This window comes from Sphingomonas faeni, from assembly GCF_030817315.1.
Classification (GTDB): Bacteria; Pseudomonadota; Alphaproteobacteria; order Sphingomonadales; family Sphingomonadaceae; genus Sphingomonas; species Sphingomonas faeni_C.
This window is the reverse complement of record NZ_JAUSZF010000001.1, coordinates 1,437,945-1,456,218: the sequence shown is the minus strand read 5'-3', so window position 1 is coordinate 1,456,218 and position 18,274 is coordinate 1,437,945. Positions and strand designations below refer to the sequence as shown.

Genomic DNA, 18,274 nt, shown 5'->3' with positions numbered 1-18,274 from the left:
CTAAGGGGCCGCAATCGTGATTCAGGCCTTAGCCTTTTATCTTTTCGCCTTCGTCGTCGTCCTGTCGGGCGCGCTGACGATCGCGTCGCGCAATCCGGTCCACTCGGTGATGTGGCTGATTCTCGCGTTCTTCAACGCGGCCGGCCTCATGATCCTGGTGGGTGCCGAGTTCATCGCGATGCTGCTCGTCATCGTTTACGTCGGCGCGGTCGCGGTGTTGTTCCTGTTCGTGGTCATGATGCTCGACATCGACTTCACCGAACTGCGCGCAGGCGTCGCCCGGTATTTCGGGATAGGCCTTGCACTCGCAGTGGCACTCGCTGCCGAGGTGATGATCGCGATCGGCGCCTGGAGCACGGGTCCGATTCAGCTTGCCCGTCGCGTCGCGCCGATCGACGACACCGTGCCGAACATCCAGGCGATCGGTAACCTGCTCTACACGCGCTATCTGTTCGTGTTCGAGGGTGCCGGCCTGGTGCTCCTGGTCGCGATGATCGGGGCGATCGTGCTGACTCACCGCCAGCGCGGCGGCGTCAAGGCGCAGAACATCAGCCGCCAGAACGCGCGTCGTCCGCAGGATGCCACGCGCAACACGAGCCCGGTCGTCGGGCAGGGAGTCGAACTGTGACGATCGGTCTCGTCCACTATCTGGTCGTCGCGGCGATCCTGTTCACGATGGGGGTGCTCGGCATCTTCCTGAACCGCAAGAATCTCATCGTCATCCTGATGGCGATTGAGCTGATCCTGCTGGCAGTGAACATCAATCTCGTCGCGTTCTCGGCGTTCCTGCACGATCTCGTCGGACAGGTGTTCGCGATGTTCGTGCTGGCGGTGGCGGCGGGTGAATCTGCGATCGGCCTCGCCATTCTCGTCATCTATTTCCGCGGTCGCGGCACCATCGCGGTCGACGACGTCAACCGGATGAAGGGGTAATACGGTTGATCCAGCTTATCGTCTTCCTGCCGTTACTGGCCGCGATCGTTGCCGGGTTCGGCAATCGCGCGATCGGCAACGTGCCGGCGAAAATTGTCACCACGGCTGCGCTGTTCGGGTCGTGCCTGTTGTCCTGGCCGATCTTCATCGGTTTCCTGTCTGGCACCAGCACGGCCACCGTCGCGCCGTTGCTCGACTTCATCCATTCCGGCGACATGAACGTCGCGTGGTCGCTGCGCGTCGATGCGCTGACCGCGGTGATGCTCGTGGTCGTCACTTCGGTGTCGGCGCTCGTCCATCTGTATAGCTGGGGCTATATGGACGAGGATCCCGACCAGCCGCGCTTCTTCGCGTATCTGTCGCTGTTCACCTTCGCGATGCTGATGCTCGTGACCGCGAACAACCTCGTCCAGATGTTCTTCGGCTGGGAAGGCGTGGGTCTCGCATCCTACCTCCTGATCGGGTTCTGGTTCCGCAAGCCATCGGCCAGTGCAGCGGCGATCAAGGCGTTCGTCGTCAACCGCGTCGGCGATCTCGGCTTCATGCTCGGCATCTTCGGCACGTTCCTGGTGTTCGGCACGGTCTCGATCCCCGAGATTCTCGCCGCGGCCCCTGCCATGGCAGGCTCGACGCTCGGCTTCCTCGGCTACCGCTTCGACACAATGACGGTGCTCTGCCTGCTGCTGTTCGTCGGTGCGATGGGCAAGTCGGCGCAGCTCGGCCTGCACACCTGGTTGCCGGACGCGATGGAAGGTCCGACCCCGGTGTCGGCGCTGATCCACGCGGCGACGATGGTCACGGCCGGTGTGTTCATGGTCTGCCGCTTGTCGCCGATGTTCGAGATGAGCCCGGTCGCGCTGACCGTGGTCACCTCGGTCGGTGCCGCGACCTGCCTGTTCGCCGCGACCTGTGGCCTCGTGCAGACCGACATCAAGCGCGTGATCGCGTATTCGACCTGTTCGCAGCTCGGCTACATGTTCTTCGCGGCCGGTGTCGGCGCGTACGGCGCAGCGATGTTCCACCTCTTCACGCACGCGTTCTTTAAGGCGCTGCTGTTCCTCGGTGCCGGCTCGGTCATCCATGCGATGCACCACGAGCAGGACATGCGCTATTATGGCGGCCTGCGTAAAAAGATCCCGGTGACGTTCTGGGCGATGATGGCGGGTACGCTCGCGATTACCGGCGTCGGCATCCCCGGCATCTTCGGCAACACCGCGATCGGTTTTGCAGGCTTCCATTCGAAGGATGCGATCATCGAGGCGAGCTGGGCTGCGGGCCAGCCGGGCGTGTGGTTCGTCGGTGTGCTCGTCGCATTGCTGACCAGCTTCTATTCGTGGCGCGTGATGTTCCTGACCTTCTGGGGCAAGCCACGCTGGGCCGCATCGGAGCACATCCAGCATGCGCTCCACGACGCGCATGGTCACGACGACCACGCGCATGATGCGCATCACGTCGACGATCACCACGCGAACCCGGCGCAGGCCGAGGACGCAGGTCATGCGCCGGACGGTCATCACGACGCGGCGCATGCACCGGCCGAGGGCGATGGTGGCTATCACCCGCACGAGAGCCCGCTGCCGATGCTGATCCCGCTAATCGTCCTGTCGATCGGCGCGGTTCTCGCAGGCTTCGTGTTCCACGGCTTCTTCATCGAGCCGACCGCAGGCGAGGAGTTCTGGAAGGGCGCGCTAGCGTTCCGCGAACATCTGATGCACGAGATGCACGGTGTGCCGTTGCTCATCAAGCTGTCGGCGACGATCGCGATGCTGCTCGGCCTGCTGACGGCGTGGTACGCCTATATCAAGGCCCCTACGTTCCCGGCCAAGGTCGTCGAACAGTTTGGCGTGCTCTACGACTTTCTGCTGCATAAGTGGTATTTCGACGAGCTGTACGACCTGATCTTCGTCCGTCCGGCGTTCGCGATCGGCCGCTTCCTGTGGCACCGCGGCGACGAGAAGACGATCAACCGGTTCGGGCCCGACGGCTCTGCCTGGGTCGTCCAGATTGGCAGCCGCGTCGCCAACCGCTTTCAGACGGGATACCTCTACACCTATGCCTTCGTCATGCTGATCGGGCTTACCGCAGCCGTAACTTGGGCGATCGGACTGTAATGACCGGCTTTCCTATCCTCTCCGTCCTGATCGCGGTCCCGATGATCGCTGCAATCGCGTGCCTGTTCGTCTCGGCGAACACGGCCCGGACGCTGGCGCTGGCGGCGACGCTTATCGACTTCGTTCTCGGCGTCATGCTGTGGATGAATTACGACATTGGCGGCGCGCAGTGGCAGTTCGTCGAGCATGCACCCGGCATCTTCGGTCCGTTCGGCTGGTCGCTCGGCATCGACGGTTTCGCGCTGATGCTGATCATGCTCAGCGTGTTCCTGATGCCGATCTGCATCGGTGCCAGCTGGCGCTCGATCACGACTCGCGTGCCGGAATACATGGCGGCGTTTCTGTTCACCGAAGTGCTGATGATCGGCACGTTCGCGGCGCAGGACCTGTTCCTGTTCTATGTGTTCTTCGAAGCCGGCCTGATCCCGATGTACCTGATCATCGGCATCTGGGGCGGCGCGAACCGGATCTACGCGTCGTACAAGTTCTTCCTGTACACGCTGCTCGGCTCGGTCCTGATGTTCATCGCGATGCTGTACATGGCGAAGGCCGCAGGCACCACCAGCATCCCGGCGCTGATGAACTACGACTTCCCGGCGCATGTGCAGACCTGGCTGTGGCTCGCGTTCTTCGCCTCGTTCGCGGTCAAGATGCCGATGTGGCCGGTCCACACCTGGTTGCCCGACGCGCACGTCCAGGCGCCGACCGCAGGCTCGGTGATCCTGGCGGGCGTGTTGCTGAAGCTCGGCGGATACGGCTTCCTGCGCTTCCTGCTGCCGATGTTCCCCGACGCCTCGGGCCAGCTGACCTGGCTGATCTTCGGCCTGTCGGCGGTCGCGGTGGTCTACACGTCGCTCGTCGCGCTCGTGCAGTCGGACATGAAGAAGCTGATCGCCTATTCGTCGGTCGCGCACATGGCGATCGTCACGATCGGCCTGTTCGCGTTCAACCGTCAGGGCATCGAAGGCGCGATGATCATGATGCTGAGCCACGGCCTGGTATCGGGCGCGTTGTTCCTGTGCGTCGGCGTGATCTACGACCAGCTCCATACCCGCGAAATCTCGCGCTATGGCGGCCTGGCGATCAACATGCCGAAATACGCGATCCTGTTCCTGTTCTTCACGATGGCGTCGATCGGCCTGCCGGGGACCAGCGGCTTCGTCGCCGAGTTCCTGTCGCTGATGGGCACGTATCAGGTCTCGACCTGGACCGCCTTGCTCTGCACGACGAGCATCATCCTCGGCGCCGCGTACATGTTGTACCTGTACCGCCGCGTGGTGTTCGGCGAGATCAAGGCGGACGACGTCCGTGCGATGGTCGACCTGTCGGGCCGCGAGATGTGGTTGCTCGCACCGATCGCAGCCGTGGTGCTGTGGATGGGCGTGTATCCCGAGAGCTTCCTGGCACCGATGCGCAAGGACGTGGCCGTGTTGCTCGACCGTGTCGATCGCGCCAAGCCTGCCAGCGATTCAAACCCAACTGCGGGGAAACCCGCCACCGTCCATAGTGCCGCGCACGGGGAGGCACACTGATGGATTACGCCGCTAACATCGCAATGACGCTGCCCGAACTGGTGCTGGCGTTGGGTGCGATCGCCCTGATGCTCGTCTCGGCCTGGGGCGGGGACAAGTCCACGCGGGCCGTGTCGATCGCCGCTGTCTTCGTACTGGTCGGGGCAGGGATCGCCCTCGTCGGTCCGGCCTCGTCGGGCGGCTATGCGTTCGACGGCCTGTACCGTGCAGACGCGTTCGGTGCGTTCGCCAAGGTGCTGATCTACATCGCCTCGGCGGTCGCGATCGTCATGGCACCGAGCTTCTTCGCGCGCTCGCATGGCGACGATCTGCGTCCGGAATACCCGGTGCTGATCCTGCTGTCGGCATGCGGCATGGGGATCATGGTCTCGGCCACAGACATGCTGACGCTGTATGTCGGGCTCGAACTCCAGAGCCTTGCGGCCTACGTCCTCGCCAGCTTCATGCGGCGCGACGGGCGTTCGGCGGAAGCCGGCCTGAAGTATTTCGTGCTTGGCGCGCTGGCCAGCGGCATCCTGCTGTACGGCATCTCGCTGGTCTACGGGTTCAGCGGCACGACTTTGTTCTCGGGCATCTCGGAGGCCTATGCCGGCACCAAGTCGCTTGGCCTGCTGTTCGGTCTCGTGTTCGTGTTCGCAGGCCTCGCGTTCAAGATCAGCGCGGTGCCGTTCCACATGTGGACGCCCGACGTGTACGAGGGCGCACCGACCCCGGTCACCGCGTTCTTCGCGTCCGCCCCGAAGGTCGCAGCGCTCGCGCTCAGCGTCCGCGTGGCGGTCGATGCGATGGGCCCGGCGACCGATCAGTGGCGCCAGATCGTGATCTTCGCGGCGCTCGCCTCGATCATCCTCGGTGCGGTTGCCGCGATCGGCCAGACCAACATCAAGCGGCTGCTGGCTTATTCGTCGATCAACAATGTCGGCTTCGCGCTGATCGGCCTTGCGGCTGGAACGCCGGAAGGCGTGTCGGGCGTGCTGATGTACCTGACGATCTATGTCGCGATGACGCTGGGCTCATTCCTGGTCGTCTTGCAGATGCGCGGTGACGACGGCCAGCCGGTCGAGACCATCGACAGCCTCGCCGGCATGTCGCGGACGCGGCCTGCGCTGGCTGCGGCACTCGCGATCTTCATGTTCAGCCTCGCCGGCATCCCGCCGCTGTTCGGCTTCTACGCGAAGTTCGCGGTGTTCAGCGCGGCGGTCGACGCCGGGCTGTTCCCGCTGGCTGTCGTCGGCATCGCCGCCTCGGTGATCGGTGCGTATTATTACCTGCGTGTCGTCAAGACGATGTACTTCGACGATCCAGCACCGGCGTTCGCGCCGATGGAGAGCAAGGTCGAGGGCGGGCTCATCGCGGTCGCTGCGATCTTCGTGTCGCCAGCCGGCTACCTCCTCATCCCCGTGCTCGGCGCGTGGACGATGGCGGCCGCACGGGCGTTGTTCTGAGCATCATCCGCACCGTCGCGGAGACAGGATCGACCAACGCCGACCTGCTGGAGCTTGCACGCGGCGGTGCCGAGGACGGTCTCTGGCTGCGCGCGATCCGGCAGACGGCAGGGCGGGGGCGGCTCGGGCGCGAATGGTCGTCGTCCGAGGGTAACCTCTACGCGAGCACACTGGTCCGTTTGCGACCGAACGATCCGCCGGCCGCCAGCCTCGCGCTGGTGGCTGCGGTCGCCTTGCAGGAAACGGTGTCGACGTTCCTCGTCGCGGGGATCTGCCAGGGCACGACCGACGCGAGCGAAACGCTCGTCCTGAAATGGCCGAACGACCTGCTGCTTGCGGATGCCAAGCTGTCGGGCATCCTGCTCGAACGCGCGGATAACGCGGTGATCGTCGGCTACGGCGTCAACATCGCGCATCATCCCGATCTGCCCGACCGTGCGACGACCGATCTCGCCGCGCACGGCGTGGTGGTCGAGCCGGCGATGTTCCTCGACATTCTCGCCGACAGTTTCGCGCGCTGGATCGACCGTTGGCGCACCGAAGGCATTGCGCCGGTTCGCGAGCGTTGGGTCGATTGCGCACATCCCGCAGGCACTGCGCTGACCGCTCGGCTTCCCGATGGTAGCGGGATCGACGGCCTGTTCGTCGGCCTCGACACCGACGGCGCGCTGATCCTCCGCTTGGCGTCTGGCGAGCGGCGTGTCATTCACGCTGCCGACGTCTTCCTGCTTTGAGGCCCCGCTGATGCTGCTCGCGATCGATGCCGGCAATACCAATGTCGTGTTCGCGCTGGTAAATGCCGGCGAGATCGTCGCGCGCTGGCGGATCGCGACCGATCCGCGGCGGACGGCGGACGAGTATGCGGTGTGGCTGAGCCAGCTGATGCAGCTCGGCGGGCATGATCGCACTGCGGTCGAGGGCGTGATCGTCGCCACCGTCGTCCCGCGCGCGCTGCACAACCTGCAGGTTCTCGCGTCGAAATACTTCAACACCGAGGCGCTGATCGCTGGCCATGCGCCGGTCGAATGGGGGATCTCGATCGATGTCGACGAGCCGGCCTCGCTCGGTGCCGATCGTGCGGTCAACACGATCGCCGCGCATGCGCTGCATCCCGGCGACCTGATCGTCATCGATTTCGGCACCGCGACCACGTTCGACGTCGTCGACTATAGCGGTGCGTACAAGGGCGGGATCATCGCGCCGGGCATCAACCTGTCGCTCGACGCGCTGGTGACCGCCGCGGCGAAACTGCCGCGGATCGCGATCGAGGCGCCGACCGACACCAGCGTGATCGGGCTCAACACCGTCTCGCAGATGCACATCGGCATCTATTGGGGCTATGTCGCGATGATCGAGGGGTTGGTCGCGCGGATGAAGCGCGAGATCGGCCGCCCTGTGAAGGTCGTCGCGACCGGCGGGCTCGCCACATTATTCGAGAAACAGACCGACGTGTTCGACGTCATCGAAGCCGACCTGACGATCCAGGGGCTGGCGATGATGTGGGATCGTCACCATATCTAGGGCCATTGGGCTCGCGCCGACCGGCCTGCGGGCCATATTCCTGTATAATCCTGAAAGTAATCAATGACTCCGAAGAACGAACTCCTTTTCTGTGGCCTTGGCGGCTCCGGCGAAATCGGCATGAACGTCAACCTGTACGGCTGCCAGGGCAAGTGGGTGATGGTCGATCTCGGCATCACCTTCGCCGATCCGCAATATCCCGGCGTCGACGTGATCCTGCCCGACCTGTCCTTCATCGAGGACCGGATCGACGACCTGCTCGGCATCGTCATCACGCACGGTCATGAGGATCACATCGGCTCGCTGCCGTACCTCGCCGAAGACCTCGGCGTGCCGATCTATGCGACCCCGTTCACGATGGGCCTGATCCGCGGCAAGCTCGAGGAAGAGGGCATCGCCAACCGCGTGAAGCTCAAGATGATCCCGATGGGCGGCAATTTCCAGCTCGGGCCGTTCGGCTTCACCTTCGTCGAGATGTCGCATTCGATCCCCGAGGCGAACGCGCTGCTGATCGATACGCCTTATGGTCGCGTGTTCCACACCGGCGACTGGAAGCTCGATGCGAACCCGGTGATCGGCAATCCGACCAAGCCCGAGGGCTTCATGGCGATCGGCGACAAGGGCATCGACGTCCTCGTCTGCGATTCGACCAACATCTTCAACACGACCGCGTCGGGCAGCGAGAGCACCGTCCGTAAGGGACTGTTCGAGGAGGTCAGCAAGGCCAAGGGCCGGGTGATGATCACCAGCTTCGCGTCGAACGCGGCGCGGCTGCACACGTTCGGCGAAGTCGCGAAGGAAACCGGGCGCAAGCTGTGCGTGACCGGGCGGTCGCTCGACCGGATCATCAAGGTTGCGCGCGCGACGGGCTATCTGAAGGATTTCCCCGACACGATCAGCCCCGACGAGGCGATGCGCCTGCCGAAGAACAAGGTCTTGGTCATCGCGACCGGCGGCCAGGGCGAGGAGCGCGCGGCGCTCGCACGCGTCGCCAATGGCAGCCACACGATCACGCTCGACGCAGACGACACGGTGATCTTCTCGTCGAAGCAGATCCCGGGCAACGAGGTCCAGATCGGTCGCATCCAGAACACGCTGGCGGCCAAGGGCATCCGTATGATCACCGAGCGCCAGGCGCACGTCCATGTCTCGGGTCATCCGGGCCAGCCGGAACTCGCACAGATGTACGACTGGTTGCGTCCCGACGTGCTGGTGCCGACGCACGGCGAGATGCGTCATATGATGGAGCATGCGCGCTTCGGCCTCGAGCAGGGCATTCCGCGCGCGATCGTGCAGAGCAACGGCGACATCATCCGTCTGGCGCCCAAGGGCCCAGCGAAGATCGGCAATGCGACGGTCGGGCGTCTCGTGCTCGACGGCGACGTGATCCTGCCGGCGGACGGCGCGACGCTGAGCGAGCGGCGGAAGCTGGCGATCAACGGCCAGATTTCGGTCGGTGTCGCGCTCGGCAAGGACGGCCGGATGGTTGGCCAGCCGCAGGTCCGCGTGCAGGGTGTGCCCGTCGAGGAAGACCGTGCGGCGTTCATCGCCGACGCGGTCCAGGCGGCCGCCGACACGGTACGCGGCGGCAAGCGCGAGAGTGAGAAGATGCGCGAGCAGATTCGTCTCGCGGTGCGCAAGGTCGCCAAGCGCTGGACCGGCAAGCAGCCGATCGTCGATGTCCTGCTGATCGAGGGCTGAACCGATGCGCTGGACCTCGGCACTCGCGATCTACGTCCTATTCTGGGCGTTCTCGGTGTTCCTGGTCCTGCCGTTCGGCGTGAAGACGACGCGTGAAGTCGGGGGCGAGCACGTCCCCGGCCAGGCTGAGAGTGCGCCGCATGAGTTTCGCTCAGGGCGGACGGCTTGGCGGGTAACGGTGGTGGCGACGGTGTTGTTCGTGCTGTTCCAGCTGAACTATCACTACGGCTGGATCTCGCCGCAAAGCGTCGACCTGTTCGACCGCGGCAACATGATCACGCGCTAGGGGCGCGGCGTCACGATTCTCCCCCGCGAGGGGGGGTGGCACCGAAGGTGACGGAGGGGGAGGACACGGAACAGAAGTTTCCTTTACCTCCCCCTCCGTCTGGCAAGTGCCAGCCACCTCCCCCTGGCGGGGCAGGATCGTGAGGTTGCCATCACCCCGGCGACGCCGCTGACCCGGCCAGCAGGCCGCCATCCATATTGATCTCCGTCCCCGTGATATACGTGGCCTCGTCCGACGCGAGCATCACAGCGACCGCGGCGACCTCGTCGGGCATCCCGAACCGCTTTAACGGCGTATCCGCCACCAGCGCCGCCATCCGCGTCTCCCGGTCCGGACCATCCCCAGCATCGGCTCGCAGATCGGCGTCAGGATCGCCGCCGGATGCACCGAGTTGCAGCGGATCTTCCACCCCTGCTGCGCGCAATACAGCGCCACCGTCTTGCTGTGATTGCGGATCGCCGCCTTCGACGACGCATAGGCCGCAGCAAGGGGGATGCCGACCAGCCCCGACCGTGACGAGATGTTGATGATCGAGCCGGTCCCCGCCGCCTTCATCGCGCCGATAGCATAGCGGCAGCCGAGGAACGTGCCGTCGAGATTGACCGCATGGACCTCGCGCCAGTCGGCCAAGCTCGCATGCTCGGGATCGTGCGCGACCATGCCGCCCTCGAAACCGGTAATGCCAGCATTGTTGACGACGACGTCGGCAACCGGAACGATCTCCGCCAGTCGTTGCCAGTCCGCCTCTTCGCGGACGTCCAGCTTTTCGAACCGGCAGCCGATCGCCGCCGCAGTCTCGGCGCCAATGGTTTCGTCGATATCGGTGAGGATGACGATGGCGCCCTCGTCATGGAAGCGCTCGGCGATCGCGCGGCCGATGCCATGCGCTGCGCCGGTAACGACGCACGTCTTTGTATTCAGCCTTGGCATGCAAGCCTCGAATCTTGAGTCCGGTCGGCGGATTGCTCCGCTGGCGAGGGCCGCGTCAGCGGTGCCGCTGGATCATTTCGAATACCCCTGTGCGACTCAGCGCAACCGCTCGATCGCCTGTGCCAGTGCCACGTACAGCTTGCCCATGTCCGACGACAGCAACGTCACCCCAAGCGGCGACCCGTCCCGCTGCGTCAGGATCGCGCGGAGCATCGCCTCGAAGTCGTGGATGTAACGGTTGACCATCTCGCGGAACGCTTCGTCGTCGTCGTAGAGACCGGCGATCTCGCGCACTTCGCTCGCATCGAGAATGCGCACCGCGCGACGCGTGAAGACCCCGCGGTCGCCCTTGAGATACGCCCCCCACGCGCTGTCAGAGATTTCCGGCGCGATCGCTTTGGTGATGTCGATCGAGGCGGAGTTGAGCGACTCGATCAGGAGCGAGACGCGGCGGGCGAAGGTGTCCTGGTCGGCATCCTCGCGTTCGGTGCGAGCCTCCTGGATCCGCGTTTCGACGATCGCGGTCTGGTCGACGATCGCCTGTACTTCACGCGCAAGGCGTTCGGTCGCGCCGGTGGCAGCGTCGACAGCGGCTCCGGTCGCGTCGGTAAGCGCCTTGACCTGGCGTTCGACGGTATCGTTGGTGGCGCGGCGCATGGCGTTGGCACTGGCGGCTTCAAGCGCGGCAGCGGCCTCCGGGATGACCTTCGATAGCGTCTCGCGGGCCTTGTCGGCTGCAACCGCGGCGGTTTCGCGGACGCGGTGGAGCGCTTCGATCAACTGCGGGGCGGCGTCTTCGGCGAAATGCTGCGTGCGGCCGATCGCTTCGTCGACCATCTGGCCCAGCGCATCGGCCTTCTCGCGACCGGTGTTAAGCGTGTTCAGCAGGTCGGTAGAGAGCGTGTCGAGCACATGCCGTTGTTCGCCGACGACGCCTGCAATTGCCTCGATCGCGTTGTGCGTGCTCTCCGCAGCGGTGACTAGCGCCAGCAGTTCGGGGCGTGCCGAGACGACGATGTTCTTACTGGCCAGGACCTGCGCATCGAGGCGGCTGAGCGCATGGGGCATCGTCTCGTCGATCTCGCGGGCGGCCGCGTCGAGCGCCACCAGCAGCGTTTCGGTTGTCGTGATCGTCCGGTGCGCCATGTCGTCGCCAGCTCGCAGCGCTTCGGTCATCGCGTCGGCAGATCCGCCGAGCTGCCCGATCGATGCGGCGAGGTCCTGCGTGCGCTCTGTACCGTGGCGGTGCAGCAGTTCGATCCGCGCTTCTACCTCGCCAAGCCCGGTGTGGAGGTCGTCGACGATCCGGTCGCCGGCACTGCGTTGCAGGTCGAGACGGATCGCGACGCGTTCGATCGCATCTTCGACGGTGGCGATGCGACGAGCGAGCACTTCGGCGCTGTCGCGAGCGGCGCTGTCGAGCGCGGCCTGGTTCGTGCCGACCATCGCCAGCATCGCCTCACCCTGTGAAGCGATGCGCCGGCTCGAGTGATCGACCGCATCGGCAGTGCGATTGAGCAGCGCGTCGACGGCGGCGGACATACCGTTGGTGACTGATTCGAGATGCGAGCCTGCAGTCTGGCTGGTCGCTTCCATGCGGACGATGTGCGCGGCGAGGCGTTGCGCCGCGCCGCTCGCCATCGCGTCGGCATCGCGGCCGCGCTCGGCGAGCGCGACGATCTGCGCGTCGAGGGCGGCGGCATGTTCGCTTGCGGACAGGCCGGTGCGCTCGAGGCGTTTCGCGACGTCATCGATATCGGCCTGAGCACGGGGAAGGGTGGCGATCAGGACGCCGAGGCTGGTCTGTGCACCGGCGGTCGAAGTGGCGAGGTTGCGCGCATGTGCCGCAGCCTGGTCGATCTCGGACACCATGCCGCGGCCGATCGCCGCCAATTGCTCGGTTGCGCTACCGCCCATCGTCATCAGCGTATTCAGTTGCTCGGCCAATTGCTGGCGGTTGGCATCGATCGTGTTCGACAGCGCGGCGACTGTGCGCTCCAAACTGGCAGCCTCGTCGCGCATCGCCTTTGCGGTGATGCCGAAACGGTGCGCTTCGCTACGACTGGTCCGCATCACGAGCAGCCAGACGATGCCGACCAGCGCGGGCACGATGCAAAGCGCCGCGATGAACTGGGCCAGCGCAATTGGCTCGATCATCGCGAGCGATCCCCGCGCGAGCCAGAGCATGGTGCCGAGCCAAACGACTATGATCGCCACTGCGATACCGGCGTAGAGACGTCCGCGTTCAGGAGCAGGCTCCTCATACGCCTCGTCGAAACTGCGGTCTGAGACGGTGTCGGACATGTCTTCTATCACCGGATCCATCACGATATCCGCGCGAATGGGATGGGCATTGGCTGCCGACGCGCGAAACCCGATCATTGACGAACCCCCGTTCATGAACTGTCGAAGTATCATGGATTGCAGCCGGACAAAACGGATGATGCGATCCTTGTACGTTCATCCGTCCGGTAAGGAGGGCGGCACAGCGTGCGATTTGATGACTATAGCGTAGGGATCGTTGATTGAGGAACGCGAGAGGACCTTCAGCCTTTGGCAGCTGGTTTTGCCTCTGTAACGCCGAACCGAGCCTTCGCGTAGGGCGGTTCGGCCGAACGCGGGCTTTGCAGGACGGCGCGTACCGCCTAACAGCCTGCGATGCTTGCCGGCCTATTATTCGCGATTCATGACGCCGACGATCGCCCCGATCGTCTTGCTGCGACCTTGCCCTTTAGCGGGGTGACGTTGATCGAATACCAGGCGCGGTTGCTGATCGCCGCCGGTGTTTCGCAGATCATCATCGTCGTCGCCCGGATGACGCCGGAATTGCTCGGTGCGATCAACCGCATCGGGCGCCGCGGCGTCAGCGTAGATACGGTACGGTCTGCGATGGAAGCAGGCGAGAAACTCCACCCGCTGGCGCCGGTCCTGATGCTCGGCGATGGGCTCGTCACTACCGACGCGATCGTGAAGGCGATGGCAGTCGAAGACGGCGATTGCCTGCTCGTCGTACCCGAAAGCGATGCGGGGCCGGGGTTCGAACGTGTCGGCGGACAGATGGCATGGGCCGGTGTCGCACGGCTGAGTTCGAGCCGGATCGCGGAAGTCGCAGGCCTGCCGCAGGATTATGATCTCCAGTCGTCCCTGCTGCGGTTCGCGGTGCAGTCGCGCGCGGCACACGTGTTGTTGCCGACCGATGCGGTGCGCGGCGGGCACGGGATAGAGCGGCAGGCGCGGACGCTGGAGGAACGCGGGCGCGCCGTGCTGATGACGATCGTGTCGGGACGGCGAGGTTGGTTCGACCGGTTTGTGCTGGCGCCGATCGCACGACTGGCGTTGCCGCTGTTGGTCGACCGTGGTGCGGGCGGCACGACGGTCGGGGCGGCCGGTGCCGCGCTGGGCGTCGCCGGATTGGTCACGATCGGCGTCGGGCTTCCGTCGATCGGCCTGATGTTGTCGCTGGTCGGCTGCATAGCCTTAGCACTGGGTTCGGTGCTCAGCGGACTTCGCGACGATGCGTCGATGGCCCGTTGGCAGACCCTGGGCATCGGCGGCGTGGCGGCGGCATCGATCCTGGTCTTTGCCTTTTTCGTTAGCGGCTATGCAGGGAACAACACCGCATTGGCGATCGGTACCGCGCTCGTCGCGATCGGCACGCTGGCCGAACGTGCCATCCTCGAACGCGAACGGCAGCTTTGGTGGGGAAGCCCAACAGCCTATCTGTTGATCGTCGCGCTGTTTGCGATCTTGGGGTTCCCGGTCTTTGGGCTCGGCGTGACTGCGGTGTACGCGACCGCGACCCTGGCGGTCGTGATCGAACGACTTCGCCGCACGCCTTAGGCGGACCTTAACGTCCGGTGGCTAAGCACAGGATCATGTCGGTCGGTCCAGACCCAGTGCGTGACGTGATGTCACCCTATGATCCCGTTGCGCGAGCGGAGGATGCACGCCTGCGCGCGGAAACCCGACTGACGGCGACGATCGCGGATTTTTCTCTCGATGCGAATGCAAGGCTCGACGACCGTACGCGGTTGCTGCTCGCGCAAGTGCTCGAAGCGATCGTCGGCGCGATCGAATGGGACATCCGCCGACATGCCGCGCGTCTGCTGGCGGCGGGTGGTGCGACACAGGCTGGCGAGGCGATGCTGAGGGCCGGGGCGGAGAGCGTTCTCGATCGGCTTACGCGTGCCGGACTGCTCCGCGACGAAGAACTGATGGACGAACTGATCGCGCGGGTGCGGCACGACCTGATCGCCGCTTCCCTCCCAGTCGAGGTCGCCGAGCCCGACGAAGCGAGTTTGCTGGTGAGGTTGGCGGGGGTGCCTGACAGTGTGGTGGCATCTGGGGCGTCGGCGTTGCTGGCTGCGGAGAGTCGAAGGCGCGTGTCGAACGAGCAGGGGTCCGTGGGAGGCAGCGAGTTGCCGGCCGAACTGCATCACCGATTAGTCTGGTGGGTGGCTGCGGCTGTGCGCGACGGCTTGCAGTCCGTGACACATGAGAGTGACCGAGCGATCACGGATGCTGCGCAGCGCAGTCTGGCGGCGCATGACGAAGGCGAGCGGCCCGATGCAGTCGCGATGCGGCTTGCTGCGGCGCTGGATGCACGACCGAACGAGCTTCCCGCGGTGGTGGTCGAATCGATCGGCGACCGGCGTCTGTCGTTGTTCGTAGCCGTGTTGGCACATGCGGTCGGCATAGCGTTCGATCAAGCGCGCGCCATCACGCTGGATCCCGAGGGCGACCGGCTTTGGCTTGCGTTGCGGGCGATGGATCTCGATCGGCCGACCATCGCACGGATCGGATTTGCGCTGTCTGAGGCTGATCCGCGGCGGGATATCGAGGCGTTCGCCGATGCGCTCGACGCGATTGTGTCGGTGGGAGTAGAGGATGCGCGCGCGACGCTCGTGCCGTTGGCGCTGAGCCGCGATTTTCGGATGGCGTTGCGCGCGCTGGCGCGTACGGATCGGCGATGAGCGGGTTCGGCCCTTCCATCGAAAGTCCGATCGCGCACGCCATCGTCGCGCCGGACGGTTCGCTGTCATTCGCGGATCCCGCGTTGGTGGCGCTTAACCAGCGTGCGGGTGGGATGCGCGATGCGCCGCTGGCGGTGCCTCAGCTAGCGACGATAGCGCGGCTGGCGCAACGGCTGGGGATCGTCGTGTCGCGCGGGGTCATCGTTGCGGACGACGAGACCGATGTCGACCTCTGGGTTCGGGCTCAGCCTGACGGTGAGAATGTACGGCTGACCGTCAGCGGCTGGCGTGAGATCGCAGCATGGCGGCCGGAGCAACCTTCGCCTGGCACGCAGGACGATTTTCACGGCAGCGATACGGATTGGCGGTGGGAGACGGACTCGGCGTTGCGACTGACCTTCGTCACGCTCGACGCGGGGCCGAGGCATGGGTTCGACGCGTTCGCGTTGCTCGGTCAGCCGCTAACGGCGATGTTCTCGCTGGATACCGGCGTTGATGGGGCCTTACCGATTCTCGACTCGCTGGCCCGGCGACGTCCGATGACGGCGCAACCTGCGCGCCTGCGTAGCTCGGGGCGGGCGGTGACCCTCATTGCCAATGTTCGACATGATGCCGCGGGCGACTTTGCCGGGTTTGTCGGTGCCGCGCGGATGGTGGTCGAAGACGCGCCGCACACAGCGGTTTCTACCGAAGCGCTGTCGCCGACCTTTACGCGTGGTCTCGACAAGGCATTGCGTGTGCCGCTCGCGCGTATCGTGGCGAACGCCGACAGTATCAATGCGCAGGCGGACGGTCCGGTCCAGGGCGACTACGCGGACTACGCCGCTGATATCGCCAGCGCGGGCCGGCATTTGCTTGAACTGGTCGACGATCTCGTCGATCTACAGGCTGTCGAGCGGCCCGATTTCATGCTCGTGCCTGAACCGATCGACCTTGCCGATGTCGCGCGCCGTGCGGCGGGACTGTTGTCGGTGCGCGCGGCGAACGCGGACGTTACGATCACGCGTCCGGCGCTGGACCTCTGCGCTCCAGCGCTCGGCGATTTCCGCCGTGTTCTGCAAATTCTGGTCAACCTGGTCGGCAATGCTGTGCGCTACTCGCCGCGCGGCGCACAGGTGATCGTCACCGTGACGCGTACGCAAAGCCACGCCGTCGTCGTGGTCGCGGACAAGGGCAAGGGCGTCGCTCCCGAGGATCAGGTGCGAATTTTCGAGAAGTTCGAGCGGGTCGATCCGTCGGAGGCCGGCGGCAACGGACTTGGCCTGTACATCGCGCGGCGGCTGGCGCGGGCGATGCAGGGGGATCTCACGGTCGAGAGCGCACCCGGAGAAGGTGCGCGGTTCGTGCTGACGTTACCGGCGGATCCGGCGCGCCACTAAAATTAGCGCGAGGCCGAATGCGGCGAGGAATGCGCCGCGATCCGCCCAAGGCCGCTGGTCGAGCATGAAGCTTGACTGCGGCCAATGGACGTATCCGAGCCCCTGGCCGATCCAGAGCAGACCCATCAGCGCGCAGAGCACGCCGACGACCATCAGGATCGGCCGGAGCGTCTTCATCAGCGTGACGCCATCGGGACGTAGTCACGCGCGGTCGGGCCACTGTACAGCTGGCGCGGACGGCCGATCTTCTGGTCGGGATCAGTGATCATCTCGTTCCACTGCGCGACCCAGCCGACGGTGCGGGCAAGCGCGAAGAGGACGGTGAACATCGAGGTCGGGAAGCCGATCGCCGACAGGATCACGCCCGAATAGAAATCGACGTTCGGGAACAGCTTCTTCTCGATGAAGTACGGATCGTTGAGCGCGAGACGCTCGAGCTCGATCGCGACGTCGAACACGGGGTCGGTGACGCCCAACTCGCCGAGCACTTCCTTGACGGTCGTCTGCATGACGGCCGCGCGCGGATCGTAGTTCTTGTAGACGCGGTGACCAAAGCCCATCAGGCGGAACGGATCGTTCTTGTCCTTGGCGCGCGCGATATACTCGGGGATGCGGTCGACGGTGCCGATCTCATGCAGCATGTTGAGCGCGGCTTCGTTGGCGCCGCCGTGCGCGGGGCCCCACAGGCAGGCGATGCCGGCGGCGATGCAGGCGAACGGGTTGGCGCCCGACGAACCGGCAAGACGGACGGTCGAGGTCGACGCGTTCTGCTCGTGATCGGCGTGGAGGATGAAGATGCGGTCCATCGCCTTTTCGACGATCGGGTTCACGACATACTTCTCGGCCGGCACGCCGAACGTCATCTTCAGGAAATTGCCAGTGTAGCTCAGCGTGTTGTCCGGATAGACGAACGGCTGGCCGACGCTGTACTTGTACGCCATCGCGGCGATCGTCGGCATCTTGGCGATCAGGCGATGCGACGCGATCACGCGCTGCGCAGGATCATGGATGTCGGTCGAATCGTGATAGAAGGCCGACAGCGCGCCGACGACGCCGCACAGGATCGCCATCGGATGCGCGTCGCGGCGGAAGCCACGGAAGAACTGCGCGAGCTGCTCGTGGACCATCGTGTGGCGCGTGATCGTGTTCGAGAAGTTCGCCAGCTCGTCCGCGCTCGGCAGTTCGCCGTTCAGGAGCAGATAGGCGACTTCCATGAAGTTCGACTGCTCGGCCAGTTCACCGATCGTGTAGCCACGGTGCAGCAGCGTGCCTGCGTCACCATCGATATAGGTCAGCTTCGACTGGCACGACGCCGTCGAGGTGAAGCCTGGATCATAAGTGAAATTGTCCGTCTGTGCGTACAGCTTGCGGATATCGATGACGTCGGGCCCGACCGTTCCGGACATCACCGGATAATCGAAATCCTTGCCATCGACCTTGAGGGTTGCGGTCTCGCTCATGCT

15 protein-coding genes and 1 pseudogene are annotated in these 18,274 nt (G+C 64.9%); 12 read left to right on the top strand and 4 right to left on the bottom strand.

Annotated elements, in window-relative coordinates; translation table 11 throughout:
- The first annotated feature begins 16 nt into the window (after nt 1–16).
- The 9 genes from QFZ54_RS06685 (at nt 17) to QFZ54_RS06645 (ending at nt 9,529) form a co-directional block, all read left to right on the top strand.
- Entirely contained in the window at nt 17–628 is a 612-nt protein-coding gene (locus tag QFZ54_RS06685) for an NADH-quinone oxidoreductase subunit J (RefSeq protein ID WP_307085637.1), read from the top strand.
- Nucleotides 625–933, top strand: a complete 309-nt coding sequence (nuoK, locus tag QFZ54_RS06680) for an NADH-quinone oxidoreductase subunit NuoK (RefSeq protein WP_373458463.1) — start codon at nt 625–627, stop codon at nt 931–933. The genes QFZ54_RS06685 and nuoK overlap by 4 nt, the downstream gene beginning before the upstream one ends.
- 5 nt (nt 934–938) lie before the next feature.
- On the top strand, nt 939–3,044 hold the full coding sequence (nuoL, locus tag QFZ54_RS06675; protein WP_307085636.1) for an NADH-quinone oxidoreductase subunit L: 2,106 nt from the start codon (nt 939–941) through the stop codon (nt 3,042–3,044).
- The gene (locus QFZ54_RS06670) at nt 3,044–4,576 is read left to right on the top strand and encodes an NADH-quinone oxidoreductase subunit M (protein WP_307085634.1); all 1,533 of its coding nucleotides are present in this window, start codon (nt 3,044–3,046) and stop codon (nt 4,574–4,576) included. Before nuoL ends, QFZ54_RS06670 begins: the two co-directional genes overlap by 1 nt.
- Nucleotides 4,576–6,021 (top strand): NADH-quinone oxidoreductase subunit NuoN, encoded by a 1,446-nt coding sequence (gene nuoN, locus QFZ54_RS06665; protein ID WP_307085631.1) that lies wholly within the window; start codon nt 4,576–4,578, stop codon nt 6,019–6,021. Before QFZ54_RS06670 ends, nuoN begins: the two co-directional genes overlap by 1 nt.
- A 2-nt stretch (nt 6,022–6,023) precedes the next feature.
- Entirely contained in the window at nt 6,024–6,755 is a 732-nt protein-coding gene (locus tag QFZ54_RS06660; protein WP_307089308.1) for a biotin--[acetyl-CoA-carboxylase] ligase, read from the top strand.
- Nucleotides 6,756–6,765: 10 nt separating this feature from the next.
- Entirely contained in the window at nt 6,766–7,542 is a 777-nt protein-coding gene (locus tag QFZ54_RS06655) for a type III pantothenate kinase (RefSeq protein ID WP_307085629.1), read from the top strand.
- Nucleotides 7,543–7,605: 63 nt separating this feature from the next.
- Nucleotides 7,606–9,243, top strand: a complete 1,638-nt coding sequence (locus QFZ54_RS06650; RefSeq protein ID WP_307085627.1) for a ribonuclease J — start codon at nt 7,606–7,608, stop codon at nt 9,241–9,243.
- Nucleotides 9,244–9,247: 4 nt separating this feature from the next.
- Nucleotides 9,248–9,529 (top strand): DUF1467 family protein, encoded by a 282-nt coding sequence (locus tag QFZ54_RS06645; RefSeq protein ID WP_307085625.1) that lies wholly within the window; start codon nt 9,248–9,250, stop codon nt 9,527–9,529.
- A gap of 151 nt (nt 9,530–9,680) precedes the next feature.
- Here the strand turns inward: QFZ54_RS06645 and QFZ54_RS06640 are convergent.
- Both QFZ54_RS06640 and QFZ54_RS06635 read right to left on the bottom strand, forming a co-directional pair.
- Nucleotides 9,681–10,459, bottom strand: a pseudogene (locus QFZ54_RS06640) (SDR family oxidoreductase).
- 96 nt (nt 10,460–10,555) lie between these two features.
- The gene (locus QFZ54_RS06635) at nt 10,556–12,841 is read right to left on the bottom strand and encodes a hypothetical protein (protein WP_307085622.1); all 2,286 of its coding nucleotides are present in this window, start codon (nt 12,839–12,841) and stop codon (nt 10,556–10,558) included.
- A gap of 276 nt (nt 12,842–13,117) precedes the next feature.
- Here QFZ54_RS06635 and QFZ54_RS06630 point away from each other — a divergent pair, with 276 nt between their 5' ends.
- From QFZ54_RS06630 to QFZ54_RS06620, 3 genes are read left to right on the top strand one after another with little or no spacing between them, the layout of a single operon-like run.
- Nucleotides 13,118–14,299 (top strand): hypothetical protein, encoded by a 1,182-nt coding sequence (locus QFZ54_RS06630; protein WP_307085620.1) that lies wholly within the window; start codon nt 13,118–13,120, stop codon nt 14,297–14,299.
- Nucleotides 14,300–14,334: 35 nt separating this feature from the next.
- Nucleotides 14,335–15,432, top strand: a complete 1,098-nt coding sequence (locus QFZ54_RS06625) for a DUF2336 domain-containing protein (protein ID WP_307085619.1) — start codon at nt 14,335–14,337, stop codon at nt 15,430–15,432.
- A complete protein-coding gene (locus QFZ54_RS06620; RefSeq protein ID WP_307085617.1) occupies nt 15,429–16,811 on the top strand; it encodes a sensor histidine kinase in 1,383 nt (460 codons plus the stop codon). The genes QFZ54_RS06625 and QFZ54_RS06620 overlap by 4 nt, the downstream gene beginning before the upstream one ends.
- On the opposite strand, the gene QFZ54_RS06615 is transcribed toward QFZ54_RS06620, so the two are convergent.
- Together QFZ54_RS06615 and QFZ54_RS06610 are read right to left on the bottom strand one after the other, a co-directional pair.
- Nucleotides 16,785–16,988 (bottom strand): hypothetical protein, encoded by a 204-nt coding sequence (locus QFZ54_RS06615; RefSeq protein WP_056058354.1) that lies wholly within the window; start codon nt 16,986–16,988, stop codon nt 16,785–16,787. The genes QFZ54_RS06620 and QFZ54_RS06615 overlap by 27 nt on opposite strands.
- Nucleotides 16,988–18,271 (bottom strand): citrate synthase, encoded by a 1,284-nt coding sequence (locus QFZ54_RS06610; RefSeq protein WP_307085614.1) that lies wholly within the window; start codon nt 18,269–18,271, stop codon nt 16,988–16,990. The genes QFZ54_RS06615 and QFZ54_RS06610 overlap by 1 nt, the downstream gene beginning before the upstream one ends.
- Nucleotides 18,272–18,274 lie beyond the last annotated feature (3 nt).

Coding starts and splice junctions, on each gene's coding strand:
- QFZ54_RS06620 (WP_307085617.1), top strand. CDS start 15,429: ATGAGCGGGTTCGGCCCTTCCATCGAAAGTCCGATCGCGCACGCCATC.
- QFZ54_RS06630 (WP_307085620.1), top strand. CDS start 13,118: ATGCTTGCCGGCCTATTATTCGCGATTCATGACGCCGACGATCGCCCC.
- QFZ54_RS06670 (WP_307085634.1), top strand. CDS start 3,044: ATGACCGGCTTTCCTATCCTCTCCGTCCTGATCGCGGTCCCGATGATC.
- QFZ54_RS06615 (WP_056058354.1), bottom strand. CDS start 16,988: ATGAAGACGCTCCGGCCGATCCTGATGGTCGTCGGCGTGCTCTGCGCG.
- QFZ54_RS06645 (WP_307085625.1), top strand. CDS start 9,248: ATGCGCTGGACCTCGGCACTCGCGATCTACGTCCTATTCTGGGCGTTC.
- QFZ54_RS06655 (WP_307085629.1), top strand. CDS start 6,766: ATGCTGCTCGCGATCGATGCCGGCAATACCAATGTCGTGTTCGCGCTG.
- QFZ54_RS06650 (WP_307085627.1), top strand. CDS start 7,606: ATGACTCCGAAGAACGAACTCCTTTTCTGTGGCCTTGGCGGCTCCGGC.
- nuoN (WP_307085631.1), top strand. CDS start 4,576: ATGGATTACGCCGCTAACATCGCAATGACGCTGCCCGAACTGGTGCTG.
- QFZ54_RS06625 (WP_307085619.1), top strand. CDS start 14,335: ATGTCGGTCGGTCCAGACCCAGTGCGTGACGTGATGTCACCCTATGAT.
- QFZ54_RS06635 (WP_307085622.1), bottom strand. CDS start 12,841: ATGATCGGGTTTCGCGCGTCGGCAGCCAATGCCCATCCCATTCGCGCG.
- QFZ54_RS06610 (WP_307085614.1), bottom strand. CDS start 18,271: ATGAGCGAGACCGCAACCCTCAAGGTCGATGGCAAGGATTTCGATTAT.